This is a genomic window from Empedobacter sp. R132-2 (assembly GCF_030324375.1).
Classification (GTDB): Bacteria; Bacteroidota; Bacteroidia; order Flavobacteriales; family Weeksellaceae; genus Empedobacter; species Empedobacter falsenii_B.
This window is the reverse complement of record NZ_JACAGG010000002.1, coordinates 214,542-232,433: the sequence shown is the minus strand read 5'-3', so window position 1 is coordinate 232,433 and position 17,892 is coordinate 214,542. Positions and strand designations below refer to the sequence as shown.

Below are 17,892 nucleotides of genomic sequence, written 5' to 3'. Positions count from 1 at the left end.
ATTTAGGATAAAACTATTTTGACGTTTCTTTTTGTCCCATTAACATTAGGAACGATTTCAAGAATTCGTCTATATCACCGTTCATTACAGCATCCACATTACCTGTTTCAGTTCCTGTTCTGACGTCTTTTACCAATTTGTATGGATGCATCACATAATTACGAATTTGAGAACCCCATTCGATTTTCATCTTATTTGCCTCGATCTCATTACGTGCAGCCATTTTTTTCTCTAACTCAATCTTATACAATTCAGATTTTAACATCTCCATTGCACGTTCGCGATTGGCTAACTGAGAACGTTCAACCTGACAAACAACTACAATCCCAGTTGGTTTGTGCGTTAACTGAACTTTAGTTTCTACCTTATTTACATTTTGCCCTCCAGCTCCTCCAGAACGAGACGTTTGTAATTCGATATCAGCAGGATTGATTTCAATCTCGATTGTATCATCCACAATTGGGGAAACATAAACCGAAACGAAACTTGTGTGACGCTTTGCATTACTATCAAAAGGCGAAATACGCACCAAACGATGCACACCATTTTCTCCTTTTAGATAACCAAAAGCAAATTCGCCATCAACTTCTAATGTTACCGTTTTTACACCTGTAACATCACCCGCTTGATAGTTTAATTCTTTTACTTTATATCCATGTTTTTCGGCCCACATCAAATACATACGCAACAACATAGAAGCCCAATCACAAGATTCTGTACCTCCAGCTCCCGCAGTAATTTGAAGAATTGCACCAAGATTATCTCCTTCTTCTGAAAGCATATTCTTGAATTCTATATCTTCTAAAAGCTTAGCAACAACAGTATATTGTTCCATAACTTCTTCGTCACTTACCTCGCCTTCGCGGTTAAATTCTACTAAAACTTCGACATCATTTACTGCATTTGCAATCGTTTGGTATTCATCAATCCATTTCTTTTTACCACGTAAAACTTTCATAAAAGCTTCGGCTTCTTTCGGGTTGTTCCAAAATTCAGGTGAAGCAGCGTGTTCTTCTTCATTTTGAACTTCGATTTCTTTTTGTTCGATTTCCAAATATTCGTGCAAATCTTGTGTACGTTTTTGGATGTCTTTTAGTAATTCGTTGTTAAACATAATTGCAAATGTATAAAAATAGGGGATTTTATGAACACGAGGTTAAGCATTAATCACTTTATCATCTTTTCCGTTCCAAGAAAGAATTTTATAAGTAAAACCGTCTTCCGTTTTAATTTCTTGGTCTTTCAGCATCAAAAAAGTATCGTCCCAATCACCATCATCATAACTAATTACCCAGAATAATTGGTTGAACAACAAACCTTCCAAAATATACAAAAGTTCCTCAACAGAATCTACTTCGTAAGTTGTAAAAGGAAAAGAAGATTTGATCCAAATCTTATCATCATCCGAAGTCTGAATATAAAGATCACCAAAAGTCGATTTGTATTCATTCTCGATATGGAATTCTAATAATTCGGTATCTTTTTTGTGAAGCCCTGTAAAATCTGGAATTGCTTCAATGATTTGATTGTATATTTTGATTGAAAAATCGTTCATCTTTCTAAAATTAGCTTGCAAAAATAAACGATATTATCTAATTCTGACACGATATTTATGTTCAATAAATCGAAAAAAGTTAAATAATTTGTATTCAAAATCATAACCATAGTCAACAGAAGGATCTAAATCTATACTTACTGCATACAAATCTGGATTATATGTCATTGGTTGCATATGTCGTTGATTCCAAATCATCACATATTGGCGATTTTTTTGTTCGTAATATTCTTTTGAATAATATTCTTTGGGTAATGCAGTTGTTTTTAAATAAATATCATATTGAGGATCAAATACAACAATATCATAATCGCCATCTTCATTCGGCTCGAATTTTAATGAATTCTCATCTTTATTCGGCACTGAATTTTGTGTGGATTGATTGGTTGTACAAGCAAAAAATAGGAGAGAAACGCTGAAGAATAAAAATAGCTTTTTCATAATTTTTTAATTTGATTAAATATATTGAAAAATAACGATATTAAGTGTTTATATCTACATTTACACTTATATTCTAATAATTTAGAATTACATGAATAGTAGTTCTGAAATATAAATGTTTATTTCATATTATTTATATATATATCTAAGAGACATTGAAAAATTATCATCATGAAATTTATTAATTTAATATTTTATAAGATATAATTTTGGTATAAATATAAAGTTTAAGTTAAAAATGTAACTTTATAGCAATAGTTCTTAAAGTTATCCCGAGATTGTATCCGATAGCAGATTCTAACTCTGTTATCTAAAATATATATGACAAATCACTTTATAGGAATAGGAAAATATATTCCAACTGAAAAAATATCAAATCATTTTTTTGAAGAACATCAATTTTTTAATGAACAAGGAGAAATTTTAGATCAAAATAATGCTACAATTTCGCATAAATTAAAACAAATAACAGGAATAGAAGAACGTCGATATGCCAGAAAAGATCAAGTAACATCAGACTTAGGCTATATGGCAGCTGCTTCAGCCATCACAAATGCAAATATCGACGCAGAAACTATTGATTATATTATATTCGCTCATAATTTTGGAGATGTAAAACACGATACGATTCAGTCTGATATGGTGCCAAGTCTTGCTGCAAGAGTAAAAAATTTATTGAAAATTCAAAATCCTTATTGTGTTGCTTACGATGTTATTTTTGGTTGTCCAGGTTGGGTAGAAGGTGTTATACAAGCCAATGCATTTATAAAAGCTGGATTAGCAAAAAGATGTTTGGTAATTGGTGCTGAAACTCTTTCGAGAGTAGTAGATGAACACGACCGAGATACAATGATATATGCAGATGGCGCTGGTGCAGCAATATTAGAAGCTTCTACAAACAATAAAGGAATACAAGCCCATTTATCTGCCTCTTATGCAAACGAAGAAAAAGATTATCTGTTTTTTGGAAAATCGTATAATTCAGAAAAATGTCCGAATACCAAATACATCAAAATGTATGGTAGAAAAATCTATGAGTTTGCTTTATCCAAAGTACCTTTAGCAATGAAAAAATGTGTTGATGATAGCTCATATAATATTGACGATATCAGTAAAATAGTGATTCATCAAGCCAACGAAAAAATGGACGAAGCAATCGTAAAACGCTTTTATAGTTTATATGATCAAGATGTGCCAAAAAATATTATGCCAATGAATATTCATAAACTTGGCAATAGTAGTGTGGCAACAATTCCAATTCTTTTGAAAATGATTATGGATAATGATTTAGAAAATCACCAGATAAATGAAGGCGATGTGGTATTATTTGCATCTGTTGGCGCAGGCATGAATATAAACACGTTTATTTACCAATTTTAACGATATCAATCATGATAAGTTCTAATCACAATTAGATTAGAACTTTTTATCATATAGAATTCTCTAGAAATTAATACTATTTAATTCATTAAAACTTATTACCTTTGCAACGTACTTAAGAAGATATTTTGTCTTAATAGTTTACAATTGTATTCTTTATTTTACTTTTTTTAATTCACTAATTGACCTAGTCAATATAATTTTAACTTCTGTTTTCTAAAACGTATACTTGTAAGTTTTACTACATTATAATATAAATGTTGTCGGATAATTAATTCATGTTTTCTTAGGTTTTATCAGTATTAAAAACAAAAAATCTATACAAACATTTATGGCAGATTCTACATCTAAAAAAGAAAATAGCAAAAAGAAAGCTTTAAAAAAATTAGAAAAATTAAACAAAAGAGAGAATAGAAAAGAGAATAACAACAAAGGAAAATCATTAGAAGATATGATTGTCTATGTTGATGTACTTGGTAATTTTACAGATGTACCACCTCATTTACAAGACAAAGAAGCCGATTTGCTGAATAATAAAAGATTTGAATCTGATAACAGAGATGTTTTTATAGAAGGTATGGTTGATATCTACAACGATTCAAAAGGTTTTGGTTTTATTAAAGTACCAGCTTCTAACGATAAAATCTTCTTCCACTTCAAAGAATCAAAAGAATTACTTAAAGTAGGAGATCAAGTACAGTTCAAAAAAGAAATGTCTGAAAAAGGATTCAGAGCAATTCAAATATCAAAAAAATAAATTAATTAAATATACAACTATGCAAGAAGGAACAGTAAAATTCTTCAACGAATCAAAAGGGTTTGGTTTTATCTCTAACGCAAACGGAGGTGAAGATGTTTTTGTACATGTTTCTGGATTAATTGACAAAGTAAATGAAAATGATCAAGTTACTTTTGATATTGAAAAAGGAAAAAAAGGTCTTATGGCTGTTAATGTAAAAAGAAAATAAAAAAAGAATCCTTATATAAGGATTCTTTTTTTTGAACTATATTTAATTTCTAAAAGAGTATTTATGTACACAATATTACATAATTCGCGTTGCGGAAAAAGTAGAGATGCAGTAAAGGTTTTGGAAGAGTCTGGAAAAGATTTTGAAATAAGAGAATATTTGAAAGAGCCTTTGACGAAAGATGAATTGAGAACTATTTTAACAAGACTAAATCTAAAACCAATTGATATAGTAAGGACAAATGAAGAAGATTGGAAAATAAATTTTAAAGGAAATGAACTTTCTGATGATGAAATTTTGAATGCTTTGGTTGAATATCCAAAATTGATTCAACGTCCAATAGTGACAGATGGAAAAAGTGGAATAGTAGGTCGTCCAAAAGAATTGGTAGAAAATTTTATTAAATAAAAATGGTTTGATAATTGTAAGTATTTCTAAGACTAAACATAAAAAGCTATGAAAATTTTAGATGCATTAACAAAAAATCAAACGGAGAAAGGAACTAAAATAGGTTTATTAACAACAGCCGCTACAACGGGAGTAACGGTAGCTAAATTTTTGGGAAAACGTTCAATATATGGAATAATTGGTGGAGTAGCCGTAACATTGGCTGCAGAATATATCCGAAAAAAATATGAAAAGAAAGTTGAAGCTGAAAACGAAACTATTTTAGAGAATAAATAAAAAAAGAGTTTTGAAAAAAACTCTTTTTTGTATTATATATTTTTGTTTTGTTCTTCTGCATCACCAACCATATTTCGAACAATTCCTGGATTCGAATGTTTTTTCTTCATTTTCAAATTCAAGAATTCGACTAAAACAGAGAAGCCCATGGCAAAATAAATGTATCCTTTCGAAATGTGTTGATCAAACCCTTCTGCTAATAACGAAACGCCGATTAATAATAAGAATGATAAAGCCAACATTTTAACCGTTGGATGATCGTTCACAAATTTAGAAACCGCACTTGCTGAAAGCATCATAACTGCAACAGCAATAATTACAGCCGCAATCATAACCTCAATATGTTCTGCCATACCAACTGCTGTAATTACAGAATCTAATGAGAAAACAATATCTAAAATTAAGATTTGTACGATAGTTCCTGCAAAAGAATGGACTTTCACTTTTCCTCCGGTTTCTTCAACACCTTCTATTTTGTGGTGAATTTCTACAGTCGATTTATAAATCAAGAATAATCCTCCGATTAGTAAAATCAAATCTCGACCAGAGATTGCTAATTTTTCTAACCATTCGGTTGAAGTAATGCCAATCCATTCGCCAATATTGAATAGAGGAGTGGTAAGACTCATGACCCAACTTAGTGAGAATAAAAGGATAACACGTGTAAACATGGCTAAAAATAAACCAAGCTGTTGTGCTTTCTTTTGTTGATGTGCAGGCAATTTTCCTGACAAAATAGAAATAAAAACAATATTATCAATCCCTAAAACGATTTCTAACATTGTTAATGTAAATAATGCAACTAATGCATCTGGTTGTAAAAAAATACTAAAATCCATCGATTAATTTTGAAGTTTCGAAAATACAACGAAGAATAAGAATTAAAGTTTGAGTAATAATTATTTAATGTTAATTTAATATTAGAACTTATACAAAATTATTTACAGATTAAATCAATCAAATCGTTTTAGCAATATAGAATTAAACTTTACTTTTGCGAAAAAGACTTAGAATGATTTCAAAAGTTCAACTTCGGTTGCAGTTTCTCGTACTTCTTTGGGGATTTACAGGAGTTTTCGGAAAATTAGTTACAATGAGTGCGTTGTCAATGGTTTGGTATCGTGTTCTTATTGGGGCTATTGCTGTTTTTATTTATATGAAGTTCAGAAAAATGGATTTCAAGGTAACTAAAAACGAATTGTTGAAATTACTTGCTATCGGTGGAATTGTAGGAATACATTGGTTTACATTTTATTTGTCGATTAAACTTTCTAATATCTCAATTGCGTTGAGTACGTTGTCGATGGGCGCGCTTTTTAGTGCGATTTTAGAACCTATTTTTTTTAAACGAAAAATTAATCTGCTCGAAATAATTCTTGCTATAATCGTTTCCACTTGTGTAGCTGTTATTTTTAATGCATCACCAGAAGATTATAAATTGGGAATTATCATTGGTATTTTGTGTAGTTTTCTATCGGCATTATTTGCAGTTCTTAATTCGAGATTACCAAAGTCAATCAAACCAACTAAAGTTACTTTATACGAAATGATTGGTGGAGTTATCACACTTTCGGTGGTAATGATTCTTTTTCAGCCAGAAGCTATTTCTGAAGTTGTAAATATAAGTTGGTCAAACTTAGGATGGCTGACTTTGCTTGGCGTCATTTTTACAGCTTTTGCACAAATAGAATCAGTTGATTTGCTGAAACATGTTAGTGCTTTTACGTTGATGTTGAACGTAAATTTAGAACCAGTTTATGGCATCATTTTGGCAAGTCTTATTTTTGGAGATTCAGAACATATGAATCCTATATTTTATATTGCTACAGGGGTAATGGTACTTTCTATCATTATGAACGGAATATTAAAAACAAGATTTTCTAAATAATTTATTGTCAAAAAGACGCATTTGTTTTAAAGAATGCTTATCATTTAATATCTTTGCTTCAATTGAAAAGTAAACCATAATCACATGATACACTCTATTATTACAGGTGTTGGGCATTATGTTCCCGAAAGAGTTGTTACAAACTTTGATTTAGCTGAAGTGATGGATACCAATGACGAATGGATTCAGGAACGTACAGGGATTGTCGAAAGAAGACATATCGAGCCAGGTTCTAAGATTTCGTCTACAGATTTGGGAGTTATTGCGGCTAAAAATGCGTTAGAAGATGCAGGAATCACTGCTCAAGATATTGATTTTATATTATTTGCGACTTTATCTCCCGATTATTATTTTCCTGGAAATGGTGTATTGGTGCAAAAAGAGTTAGGTTGTCGTACAATTGGGGCAATGGATATTCGTAACCAGTGTTCTGGCTTTGTATATGCGTTATCAACGGCTGATGCTTTTATAAAAGCAGGAGTTTACAAAAATATTTTGGTGATTGGAGCAGAAGTGCACTCATTCGGATTGGATATGTCGGATGAAGGTCGTGGCGTTTCAGTAATTTTTGGAGATGGAGCAGGAGCAGTAATTGTTTCGGCAACGGAAGAAGAAGGACGTGGAATTTTATCGACTAATTTACATTCTGAAGGTGAATTTGCCGAAGAATTAGCAGTTACTTTCCCTGGAACAAAAACAGGTTGGTCAGACGAATTATTGAAAGAAGGTAATACGTTAACTAAAAAAGAGATTTATCCATATATGAATGGGAACTATGTTTTCAAGCATGCGGTAACTCGTTTTCCAGAATCAATTATCGAAGCTTTATCGACTGCGAATAAAAAGCCAGAAGATTTAGATTTATTTATTCCACATCAGGCGAATTTGCGTATTTCTCAATTTGTACAAAAACAATTGGGATTACCAGATGAGAAAGTTTATAACAATATTATGCGTTACGGAAATACTACGGCAGCATCTATTCCTATTGCATTGAGTGAAGCAAAACAAGAAGGTAAAATCAAAAAAGGTGACTTAGTAATGATGACTGCTTTTGGAGCAGGATTTACATGGGGCTCTGTTTTGATGAACTGGTAAGTAAGTTTGAATTTAGATTTACAAATTTAGAATATAAAAAAAACCTTCACTTTTTAGTGAGGGTTTTTTGGTTATATTTGATTGATTTAAAAAATTATTAATGAAATATTTATTGATTCTCATAATTGGTTTAATGAGTTGTTCGCAACATAAAATATCAAAAAATGTAAAGGATCAAGATTATATCTTTTTTCTCCATAATAAATATTTAGAAACGCATAACGATGGAGATTATGATACAGTCTATAAAACTAAAATTGAGTATTCTAAAGTTTTGAATTCATTCAAGAAAGACGGTTTTATTGTGATTAGTGAGAAAAGAAAGCCGAAAACAGACGGAATAAAATATGCAAAAAAGGTTGTTAAGCAAATTGATAGTTTGATTAATACAGGTGTTAAACCTAATCATATTACGGTTGTAGGAACTTCGAAAGGTGGTTACATTGCGCAATATGTATCAACTTTTAAAAATAATCCTCAAATCAACTATGTATTTATTGGTTCGTTTCAAGAAAGTGATTTAGAAGAAATGCCTGATATAAAATTTTCTGGAAATGTTTTAACCATTTACGAGAAGTCTGATGCATTTGGCGTTTCAGCTATAAAACGTAAAGAAAATTCAACCAATAAAATCAATCATTTCAAAGAAATTGAATTAAATAATGGCTTAAAGCATGGTTTTCTTTATAAAGCTCTTGATGAATGGATTGAACCAAGTAAAAAATGGGCGAGGAGAAATTATGATTTTAAATAAATGATTCATTTATAATTTTTCCTAAAAATCACTCGAACTGACAATTTTTATTCAATCTGTACAAGAAATATCTTATACAAAAAAAGGTTAGACTCTAAAAAAAATAGAATCTAACCCAAGTTTATTTTGTTACTTAAATACTATAAGAAATGGTGATATTAAGATTTCCTTACTTCAATTTTTTAGCAACATACATTTTTTCTGCTAATTGAACAGCTTTGTACGCATCAACAACACCGCCTGTTACAGAAATATCTGTTAAAGCAGGATTTTTGTTGACAGATTCTAACAATATTTGTTTGATATCTGTTGCAGTTAATTTAGGATAATGTGCCCAAACCAAAGCCGCAACTCCTGCTACAACTGGAGAAGCCATAGAAGTTCCGCTTTCATTTTTGTATTCCCCATCTTTATTAGGAACAGTAGAATATATTTCATTTCCTGGCGCAAAAACATCTACAGACTTTTTACCAAAATTAGAAAAACTTGCTCTTAAATTGTCATTATCCATTGTATTTGCTCCAACTGTAATTACGTTTTTAGAAACTTCTACACCTTTGTCGTCATAAACGGTAGGGAAGTGAATTTCGTCATCAATATTTACGTTTTCATTTCCTGCAGCTTTAATCAATAAAAGACCTTTTTTCTCAGCATATTTAAATGCATCCCAAACAATTTGTTTATCAAGAGAATAAGCTTTTCCAAAAGACATATTTAAGATTTTTGCTCCATTATCTGCTGCATAACGAATGGCATTCGCAACATCTTTATCACGTTCGTCTCCATTTGGAACTGTACGAACTGACATGATTTTTACATAACCATTTCCAGCGATTCCATCCATTCCAATTCCGTTACCAGATTTTGCTGCAATAATTCCAGAAACGTGTGTTCCGTGCATAGAATCAGGGCCATCTACATCATTATTTCCGTAAAAACGTTCTGATTTATCAGCATAATTATCACCAACAATTGGACGAGGATCTAATTCTGTATTCAAGTTAATTTCAACTTGTTCTTTGTAGTATTTTGTTCCTTCTGAAATTTCATTTCCAACTTCTGTTAAGAAATCTTTCATTGATTTTCCTTCCCAAGCTTCTTTCGGAACCATACCAAAAATAATCATCCCTTGTTGTGCTTCTTTAGAAACAGGTTTAAAAGACATCATATTTTTTTCATTCAACTCTTTTTCGCCCCATTCTTTAATCAAAGCAGGAAATGCAACTGAGAAAATATCATTCATCTGCACATATTGCGCTGCATTTTGTTTTGCTTCGGCTAATTTATTTTCGAACTCAGGTTTTATTTTTTGATATTCTTCCAATTCTTTTGGGAATTTTGTTTTGTTAGAAGCTGCATCTTTACTTTTTTCGAATAAATCGCGGTATTTTACAAAAAGACGTGTTAACTCTAATGTATCTCCATCAACATTTTTACCATCTTTTCCTCCAATAAAATTCCAACCATGAATATCATCAACATAACCATTCTTGTCATCATCAATTCCATTTCCAGCAATTTCTTTGGTGTTTGTCCAAATATTATCTTTTAAATCTGGGTGAGTAATCTCAACTCCAGAATCTAAAACACCAACAATTAACTGTGAAGGTTTACGTTTTTTTGATTCTAAAAATTGTAAAGCTTTTTGAGTATTTACACCATAAACACCACTTTCTTCTAAAGATTCGTGTTGCCAATATTTTTGATCAACTTTAGGCAATGGTAGAGCAGTTGTCGTTTCTTGTGCGAACGATGCCACACCAACAAACATGGCAACTGATATACTTAATAAGAATTTTTTCATAATTGATTTATCTATATGTCGAGAAACAACCGAAATTGTTACATCTAAAATTATCTCGAGTTTAAACGCAAAAAAGGCTCCAAAATTTGAAGCCTTTTTATAATGTTGTGTTAAATTTAAAATTATTTCAATTTACGTTGTTTGTAAATTTCTTCAGCTTTTTGTACAGCTTTGTAAGAATCTACAACACCTCCAGCAACAGAAATCTCTTTTAATTGCTCATTTTTATTAACTGTTTCCATTAAGATATTACGAATATCTTCTGCAGTTAATTTTGGATAATGTGACCAAACCAACGCTGCAACACCAGCAACAGCAGGTGAAGCCATAGAAGTTCCGTTTAAGAAACGATATTGATCAACCCCTGGATATGTTGCATAAATCTCTTGTCCTGGTCCAAAAACATCTACCGATTTTTTACCATAGTTAGAGAAACGAGCTTTTAAAGCATTTGGATCTTTAGTAGAAGCACCAACCGTAAGAACAGATTTAGAAACAACATTTCCATTTCTAAAATTAGTTGGATAATGTACATGAACATCAATATCTTCGTTGCTATTTCCAGCCGCTTTAACGATTAAAACACCTTTATCAGAAGCATATTTGAACGCATCCCAAACTAAATCTGCATCAGGAGAATAAGGTTTTCCGAAAGACATATTCAAGATTTTTGCTCCATTGTCAACTGCGTAGTAAATTGCATTTGCAACATCTTTATCGCGTTCGTCTCCATTTGGAACTGTACGAACCGACATAATTTTTACATTATTTCCTCCAGTCGTTCCTTCAGAACCGATATTATTTCCTCTTACAGCACCGATAATTCCAGCAACGTGAGTTCCGTGAGAAGATTCAGGTCCGTTAGAATCACTGTTTCCATAAAAACGCTCTTTTTTATCATTTGGATTGTCAACATCTTTACGATCAACCAAATCTAAATTTAAGTGAGAAGATAAAGCATCTCCCTTCGCAGCACGACGAGCAGCTCCTAAATAGGTATTCGAAACTTCTTTCATCGTTTTCCCAACCCATTGCTCTTCTTTCAATTCACCAAAAATCCATAAAGCTTCTAAGATTTGAGAATCTGTTGGTTGGTAATTTTTTAAAATATCTTTAGTTAATTTAGTATCTCCAAATTCAAGAACCATTTTATTTACACCACCTTCAACAGCATTCAATTTAGATTGAGCAACTTGTTGGTTATATTTTGCTTTTCCTACAGCGCTTAAATATTCTTTTTCAATTTTTTGAAATTCAGCATATTCAGTAGGATTTTTTACAATAGCTTCATGATTTTTCTTTTGATCGAAAGTTGCGTATTTAGATGATAAAGCTTTGTAAACACGTGTTAATTCAGTGGTATCATCATTGTAATTGATTCCTTTTGCTGTTCCTAAAAAAGACCATCCATGTACGTCATCAATGTAACCATTTTTGTCATCATCGATTCCGTTTCCTGGAATTTCTTTTGGATTTGACCACATATTTGCTTTCAAATCTTCGTGAAAATTTTCAACACCGCTGTCCAAAACTCCTACAATAATTGTATTTGCTTTTCTTTTGTTGTCTTTTAAGAATTGTAAAGCTTGATCAGTATTTACACCATAAACACCTGTTTGTTCTACACCTGCATGATACCATTTTTCTTTTGGTACTTCTGTTGTTTGTGCTTGAACAAACCCTAATGTAAAGGCAAATCCTAAAGCAATAAATAATTTTCTCATGTTGTTATTTTATTAAGTTTTTTAAATATACTGCGGCACTTGGTCCTTCGCTAAAAAGTAAATCTAAGATACTCAAACCTTCTATAAACTCAAATTTATCATCAAAAACTTGTGCATATTCTGGTAGGTTATACTGAGGTGCTTTTTTAGCAGAAAATTGATTTCTGAAATCATTTTCAGGATTCAGATCTTGATAGGTTTCAGTTTTAGAAATCTCCAAATCTAAGCTTAATTTCTTGTTGATGAAATCAATTGTTTTTAGATTAAAATCTAAAAGAAATTTCTCTTTTTGTTCTAAAATTGGAATAATTTCATCTTCATAATATTCAAAATATGGAGAACTTTGATAAGCTGACTTTAACGATTTGATGTGTTCTTTTTGCCAATCATATTCATAAGAAGGTTGCAAATCTTTGAACAAACGTGTTCCGTTGTGTAAAATTGGAATATTCAACATTAATTTACCATTTGCACCCAAAATATACATGCGGTTACGGTAAGTTTGCTTTTGAAAATTTTCTTGAACTTCGATATCCAAAGTTTGGCTTTTTACCATTTCTGCATAGTAATCAATCGGTCCAAAATAAAAAGCTGCAAACGTATTTTTCATTCTATTATTTTATATGGAAATGTGCATTACAAGTAGCTTATAATGCACATTTATAGTGTTGTTAATTTTATAATTTAGAGGATTTTAATCGCTCTTTTTATTAATATTTGTTCTTCTTTTTCTCTTTACGAGCTTTTACAATATCATATCCAATCCAACCAATTAAGGCAATTAGAACATAAATTCCGTAAGAAGTTTTGTCAGGATTATCATTATTAATTGATGTAAAGAAACGATTCCAAATAAATTTCTTAGGAGCAGCAGGCTCGAACATTCCGTTCATATTTGCCCAAATCATAATAGGACGACCAATAATATGATCTTCTCCAACATAACCAAAGAAACGTGCATCTAATGATTGATTTCTGTTATCACCAACCATAAAATAGTAATTTTGTTTGATTTCGTATTTATCTGTTTTTTGATCATTGATAAATACATCAAACTTACCGTTTGTAGAATCAACTCTTAATGTATTGTTTTCATAGCGACGAATAATGTTAATATATTGCGCTAAAGTCTCTTTGTTAACATCAACTACATCACCTTTTTTCGGAATGTATAAAGGTCCGTATTGATCAGGATTCCAGTTTTTGTTTACTGGAAAAATAGTGTTTGTACTATCAATTTTTCCATTTACAATATGTTCCGTTTTTTCACCTACAGGTTGTAAAATAGGTTCAACAGAAACTACATTTGCATTAGATTTCATTGCTGTAACATGAGCATCAGTCAAAGCTGCAAATTGATAAATAAATGTTCCGTCACCTTGTTTTGCAGCATTATAATCTGTACTTATGATTCCAAAATTATCGTATAATAATTTATCACTGAAAGGAGTTTTTACAACAACTGTATAAGCATGCTGAACTTGTGCATCTTTTTTCGGAATGAATTTTTTATCGTTTACATATAAAACTCCATTACGAATCTGTACAGTTTCTCCTGGTAAACCAACTAAACGTTTTACATAAGCATCTTTACGATCGATCGCATTGTAAATAGAATCTGTAGGATAGTTGAAGACAACAATGTCGTTCGATTTTAAATCTCTCCAACCTGGAATACGCATATAAGGTAGGCGTGCTTTGTCGATAAAACCATCACGGTAAATAAATTCTGAGAATGGAATTCCGATTGGTGTCATAGGAACACGCGCTCCGTGACTTACTTTTTCTACAAATAAAGCATCACCAATTTTGATTGTATTTTCCATCGATCCTGTTGGAACAATCATTGGTTGGATAAACCAGTTATGAACCAAAGTTGCTAAAACAAGGGCAAAAATTAAGGAAGAAACAAATGTTGGTTTGCGTTTTTCTGGACCTAAATATTTTGGATTATCAGAATAATTAACCGCAAAAATGTATAAACCTAAAGTCAAAACCATAATGACTTTGTCTTTTGTTTCAATTTTTCCGTAAGAATCTCCTAAATCAACAAAGAATACTAACCAAAAAATAGGACCAACAATTGGCAAATAAAATAGAATAATCCACCATTTTGGACGATGAATAATTTCTAAACCTTTCCAGATATTTAGAAAAGGAATATAAGCTTGAATTGCTTGCTTTCCAGCATTTTTATATAATTTCCAAGTTGCAGCTCCAAAGATTATATTGGCAATAATAAAACCAATTAACCAGTAAATTAGTACATGCATAAGTTTTTGATATTTAGTATTTTAATTTAGTTCAGTTCAAGTACATCTTTCATTGTGAAAACACCTTGTTTATTCCAAATCCATTCCGCAGCAATCACGGCACCTAAGGCAAAACCTTTGCGAGAATGCGCCGTATGAGAAATCTCAATAGTATCTACATCAGAGTTATATTGTACGATATGTGTTCCGGGAACATCTTCGATTCTTTTTGCTTCAACTGGAATAATGTCTTTTGCTTTTTCGTCCATCGACCAAGAATTATATGTTGAATTGTCAATAATTCCTTCTGCAATTGTAATCGCTGTTCCAGAAGGTGCATCAAGCTTTTGTGTATGATGAATTTCTTCTAGATTAATTTGGTATTCGTTACGATATTTATTCATCATTCGAGCTAAAATAGAATTTAATTCGAAGAATAAATTAACGCCCAAACTAAAGTTAGAAGCATATAAAAAAGCGGTGTTATTTGAAATTGCTAAATGATTAATTTCTTCTTGTTTATCTAACCATCCTGTTGTTCCACAAATTGTTGCGATTTTATTTTCAAGTAATACTTTAAGGTTGTCGTAAGCGAATTCTGGTCTCGAAAATTCTATTGCAACTTCAACATTATTTAATTCTTCCGCAAGTGGAGTACGAGATATTTTAAGTACAACTTCGTGTCCGCGTTGAATTAAAATTTCTTCAATGGCTTTTCCCATTTTTCCGTATCCTATTAATGCAATTTTCATCTGTAATTTCTAAAATTTTAAGTTAAATGCCAATCCTAAAACTGGCTCTAATGTCATTTCATCTTGAATGACTGTTGGTTTGAATGACATTTCTGTGTCATTACGAACTGTGAATAAATGCGCATCTACTGTTGCATCTACAATATTTAATAAATAAGCTAATGCAGTTAAAGCGACACTATAATCGCGTTTTCGTTTGTAATCATCTTGAATAACTGCCAATTGCTCTGCAGATAAAATTCCTGTGAATTCGTTTGGTGTTCCTTCTCTTACCGCAATATAAGCTTTTCGGTATTTTTTGTACAAATTATTGTAATAAATCGTAAAACCTGTTCCTGTACCTACTAAACCAAGCGCAATAGGTGCTTTTAACCATTTTTTGTTATACAATTGTCCAGCACCAGGTAAAATAGCCGAATACAAAGAGGCTCTAATTGGACTTTTCTCCATTAATGCTTCTTTAGTTACGCTCATTGTATCGTTTACAATAACATTATTTTCGACAACGACTAAAGAATCCGTTTTAACTTGACCGAAAGCAAACGTCGAAGAGATCGTTAATCCAAGTAAGAATGCTTTAATTCTCATTTAAAAATTTTCTTAATCGTTCAAACTCATCATCAGAAGTAAAATTCAAAATTATTTTACCTTTTCCGTTATTTGCACGTTTTATTTCAACTTTCGTATTCAATGAATTTGAAATAGAACTTAATGCTTCTTTGTACTGAGAAGGTAATTCATTTGTTGCTTTTTTCTCAGGTTTACCTTCTTTTATCGATTTGATTAAACGTTCTGTATCGCGAACAGATAAATTGTTTTTGACAATTTTTTCGTAAATATCAAATTGTAAATCAGTATCATCAATAGCCATTAAAGCGCGACCGTGTCCCATTGAAATCATTCCGTCACGAATTCCTGTTTGGATAATTGGGTCTAATTTTAATAAACGCAAATAATTGGTAATAGACGTTCTGTCTTTCCCAACACGTTTACTTAATTCTTCTTGTGTTAACTTGATTTCATCAATCAATTGTTGGTAAGAAAGCGCAATCTCGATCGCATCTAAATCTTGACGCTGAATATTTTCGACCAATGCCATTTCCAGCATTTCTTGGTCATTTGCTAAACGTACATAAGCTGGAATTGTTTTTTTACCAGCTAATTGTGAAGCGCGAAAACGTCTTTCACCAGAAATCAATTCATATTCACCAGTTGGTTTTTTACGAATCGTAATCGGTTGAATAACGCCTAATGTTTGAATAGACGAAACCAATTCCTCTAAAGCTTTTTTATCGAAATTAGTTCGTGGCTGCCAAGGATTCGCGGTGATTTTTTCTAAATCTATTTCCAAAATGTTTCCAACCAATTTCTTTGCACCTTCATCTTGTGCTGTTTTTACAGTTGGTTCATCCTTTAATAGAGCAGATAATCCACGTCCTAAGCGATTATTTTTGTTTGGCTTTGCCATTTTATTTAAACTGTATCGTTGTTGTTAATTAAAAATTCACGCGCTAAATTTAAGTAATTTTCTGCACCTTTACTTGCTGCGTCGTACTGAATAATTGTTTCGCCAAAACTTGGTGCTTCTGACAAACGTACATTTCGAGTAATAATTGTTTTGAAAACCATTTGCGGAAAATGATTGTTCACTTCGTCTAATACTTGATTAGAAAGGCGTAAACGCGAATCATACATCGTCAACAATAAACCTTCAATATCCAGTTCTTTGTTGTGATGTTGTTGAATTCCTTTTATCGTATTTAATAATTTTCCTAAACCTTCTAATGCAAAATATTCGCACTGAATAGGAATAATCACAGAATCTGCAGCTGTAAGCGCATTCAAAGTAATTAAACCAAGTGAAGGCGCGCAATCTATAATAATATAATCATATTGATCTTTGATTTCTGATAGCGCGTTTTTTAACATGTATTCGCGGTTCTCGTAATCTACAATCTCAATCTCGGCAGCAACTAAATCTAAATGAGCAGGCATCAAGTCTAGGTTTGGCGATTCTGATTGTAAAATAGCTTTGCTCGCAAGCACTTCATTTTCCAATACTTCATAGGTTCCAGCTTCGATTTCATCCAAATCAAAACCCAAACCAGATGTTGCATTTGCTTGCGGATCTGCGTCAATTAATAAAACTTTTTTCTCTAAAACACCTAATGAAGCGGCAAGGTTTAACGAAGTTGTCGTTTTACCAACACCACCTTTTTGGTTAGCAATAGCAATAATTTTACCCATAATTTACGTTCAAAACGATTTCAAAAATACAATATTTAACCTTGCTAAACCTTAAAGAAAAAATAAATTTTTGAATAATTGTTGAATATTTGTTTTACATCATAAAACATCAGTTCTGTAAAGCTAAATTTTAATATTATTTTATCTTTTTAACAGAATTAAAAAACTTATATTTGCGACAAGTATTTTTATAATTTTTTTAATAAAAAAAGTTGATGAGTTTTAACCTTTTATTCGAAAGCGTTGAGAATAGAAAGAGCTTTAACGCAGTAGTTTTAATGAATAGAAACGAATTTAAGAATTATTCTTTCCCCTTATTGCTTCGCAATGTATATTATGCGATAC

General features: G+C 31.5%; 20 protein-coding genes. 8 read left to right on the top strand and 12 right to left on the bottom strand.

Annotated features, from left to right (window positions below):
* Positions 1-13: 13 nt before the first annotated feature.
* From prfB to HXZ69_RS02800, 3 genes are read right to left on the bottom strand one after another with little or no spacing between them, the layout of a single operon-like run.
* Complete coding sequence (gene prfB / locus HXZ69_RS02810; protein WP_286494922.1) at positions 14-1,114, bottom strand: peptide chain release factor 2; 1,101 nt, start codon at positions 1,112-1,114, stop codon at positions 14-16.
* A 42-nt stretch (positions 1,115-1,156) separates the two neighbouring features.
* Positions 1,157-1,555, bottom strand: coding sequence for a hypothetical protein (locus HXZ69_RS02805; RefSeq protein WP_038335837.1), 399 nt, complete (start codon positions 1,553-1,555; stop codon positions 1,157-1,159).
* Between the two features lie 33 nt (positions 1,556-1,588).
* Positions 1,589-1,996 (bottom strand): DUF6146 family protein, encoded by a 408-nt coding sequence (locus HXZ69_RS02800; RefSeq protein WP_038335835.1) that lies wholly within the window; start codon positions 1,994-1,996, stop codon positions 1,589-1,591.
* Positions 1,997-2,317: 321 nt separating this feature from the next.
* Between HXZ69_RS02800 and HXZ69_RS02795 the strand changes: the two genes are divergently transcribed.
* The 5 genes from HXZ69_RS02795 to HXZ69_RS02775 all read left to right on the top strand — a co-directional run bounded on the left by HXZ69_RS02795 (position 2,318) and on the right by HXZ69_RS02775 (position 5,028).
* Positions 2,318-3,376, top strand: a complete 1,059-nt coding sequence (locus HXZ69_RS02795) for a 3-oxoacyl-ACP synthase III family protein (RefSeq protein WP_286494921.1) — start codon at positions 2,318-2,320, stop codon at positions 3,374-3,376.
* Positions 3,377-3,707: 331 nt separating this feature from the next.
* The gene (locus tag HXZ69_RS02790; RefSeq protein WP_038335861.1) at positions 3,708-4,133 is read left to right on the top strand and encodes a cold shock domain-containing protein; all 426 of its coding nucleotides are present in this window, start codon (positions 3,708-3,710) and stop codon (positions 4,131-4,133) included.
* 19 nt (positions 4,134-4,152) lie between these two features.
* Positions 4,153-4,344, top strand: a complete 192-nt coding sequence (locus HXZ69_RS02785) for a cold-shock protein (RefSeq protein WP_135837000.1) — start codon at positions 4,153-4,155, stop codon at positions 4,342-4,344.
* Positions 4,345-4,407: 63 nt separating this feature from the next.
* Entirely contained in the window at positions 4,408-4,752 is a 345-nt protein-coding gene (locus tag HXZ69_RS02780) for an arsenate reductase family protein (RefSeq protein ID WP_286494920.1), read from the top strand.
* A 48-nt stretch (positions 4,753-4,800) separates the two neighbouring features.
* Entirely contained in the window at positions 4,801-5,028 is a 228-nt protein-coding gene (locus HXZ69_RS02775; protein WP_125350054.1) for a hypothetical protein, read from the top strand.
* Between the two features lie 32 nt (positions 5,029-5,060).
* Here HXZ69_RS02775 and HXZ69_RS02770 read toward each other — a convergent pair whose 3' ends face one another.
* Positions 5,061-5,867: a TerC family protein gene (locus HXZ69_RS02770; RefSeq protein WP_125350055.1), complete on the bottom strand. Its 807-nt coding sequence runs from the start codon at positions 5,865-5,867 to the stop codon at positions 5,061-5,063.
* A gap of 173 nt (positions 5,868-6,040) precedes the next feature.
* Here HXZ69_RS02770 and HXZ69_RS02765 point away from each other — a divergent pair, with 173 nt between their 5' ends.
* The 3 genes from HXZ69_RS02765 to HXZ69_RS02755 all read left to right on the top strand — a co-directional run bounded on the left by HXZ69_RS02765 (position 6,041) and on the right by HXZ69_RS02755 (position 8,768).
* Positions 6,041-6,916, top strand: a complete 876-nt coding sequence (locus tag HXZ69_RS02765) for a DMT family transporter (protein ID WP_286494919.1) — start codon at positions 6,041-6,043, stop codon at positions 6,914-6,916.
* Between the two features lie 84 nt (positions 6,917-7,000).
* Positions 7,001-8,014: a beta-ketoacyl-ACP synthase III gene (locus tag HXZ69_RS02760; RefSeq protein ID WP_286494918.1), complete on the top strand. Its 1,014-nt coding sequence runs from the start codon at positions 7,001-7,003 to the stop codon at positions 8,012-8,014.
* Positions 8,015-8,114: 100 nt separating this feature from the next.
* Positions 8,115-8,768: an alpha/beta hydrolase family protein gene (locus HXZ69_RS02755; RefSeq protein WP_219033984.1), complete on the top strand. Its 654-nt coding sequence runs from the start codon at positions 8,115-8,117 to the stop codon at positions 8,766-8,768.
* A gap of 169 nt (positions 8,769-8,937) precedes the next feature.
* Here the strand turns inward: HXZ69_RS02755 and HXZ69_RS02750 are convergent, their stop codons facing one another.
* The 8 genes from HXZ69_RS02750 to HXZ69_RS02715 all read right to left on the bottom strand — a co-directional run bounded on the left by HXZ69_RS02750 (position 8,938) and on the right by HXZ69_RS02715 (position 17,547).
* Entirely contained in the window at positions 8,938-10,572 is a 1,635-nt protein-coding gene (locus HXZ69_RS02750; RefSeq protein ID WP_286494916.1) for a S8 family peptidase, read from the bottom strand.
* A gap of 122 nt (positions 10,573-10,694) precedes the next feature.
* Positions 10,695-12,296 (bottom strand): S8 family serine peptidase, encoded by a 1,602-nt coding sequence (locus HXZ69_RS02745; RefSeq protein ID WP_286494915.1) that lies wholly within the window; start codon positions 12,294-12,296, stop codon positions 10,695-10,697.
* A 4-nt stretch (positions 12,297-12,300) separates the two neighbouring features.
* On the bottom strand, positions 12,301-12,906 hold the full coding sequence (locus HXZ69_RS02740; protein ID WP_180904454.1) for a WbqC family protein: 606 nt from the start codon (positions 12,904-12,906) through the stop codon (positions 12,301-12,303).
* Between the two features lie 100 nt (positions 12,907-13,006).
* Positions 13,007-14,569, bottom strand: coding sequence for a signal peptidase I (gene lepB / locus HXZ69_RS02735; protein WP_221855207.1), 1,563 nt, complete (start codon positions 14,567-14,569; stop codon positions 13,007-13,009).
* A gap of 26 nt (positions 14,570-14,595) precedes the next feature.
* Complete coding sequence (dapB, locus tag HXZ69_RS02730) at positions 14,596-15,300, bottom strand: 4-hydroxy-tetrahydrodipicolinate reductase (RefSeq protein WP_115000386.1); 705 nt, start codon at positions 15,298-15,300, stop codon at positions 14,596-14,598.
* 9 nt (positions 15,301-15,309) lie between these two features.
* The gene (locus HXZ69_RS02725; protein WP_180904451.1) at positions 15,310-15,888 is read right to left on the bottom strand and encodes a DUF5683 domain-containing protein; all 579 of its coding nucleotides are present in this window, start codon (positions 15,886-15,888) and stop codon (positions 15,310-15,312) included.
* Positions 15,878-16,768, bottom strand: coding sequence for a ParB/RepB/Spo0J family partition protein (locus HXZ69_RS02720; RefSeq protein WP_038330580.1), 891 nt, complete (start codon positions 16,766-16,768; stop codon positions 15,878-15,880). The genes HXZ69_RS02725 and HXZ69_RS02720 overlap by 11 nt, the downstream gene beginning before the upstream one ends.
* A 5-nt stretch (positions 16,769-16,773) precedes the next feature.
* Complete coding sequence (locus HXZ69_RS02715) at positions 16,774-17,547, bottom strand: ParA family protein (RefSeq protein WP_038330582.1); 774 nt, start codon at positions 17,545-17,547, stop codon at positions 16,774-16,776.
* Positions 17,548-17,892 lie beyond the last annotated feature (345 nt).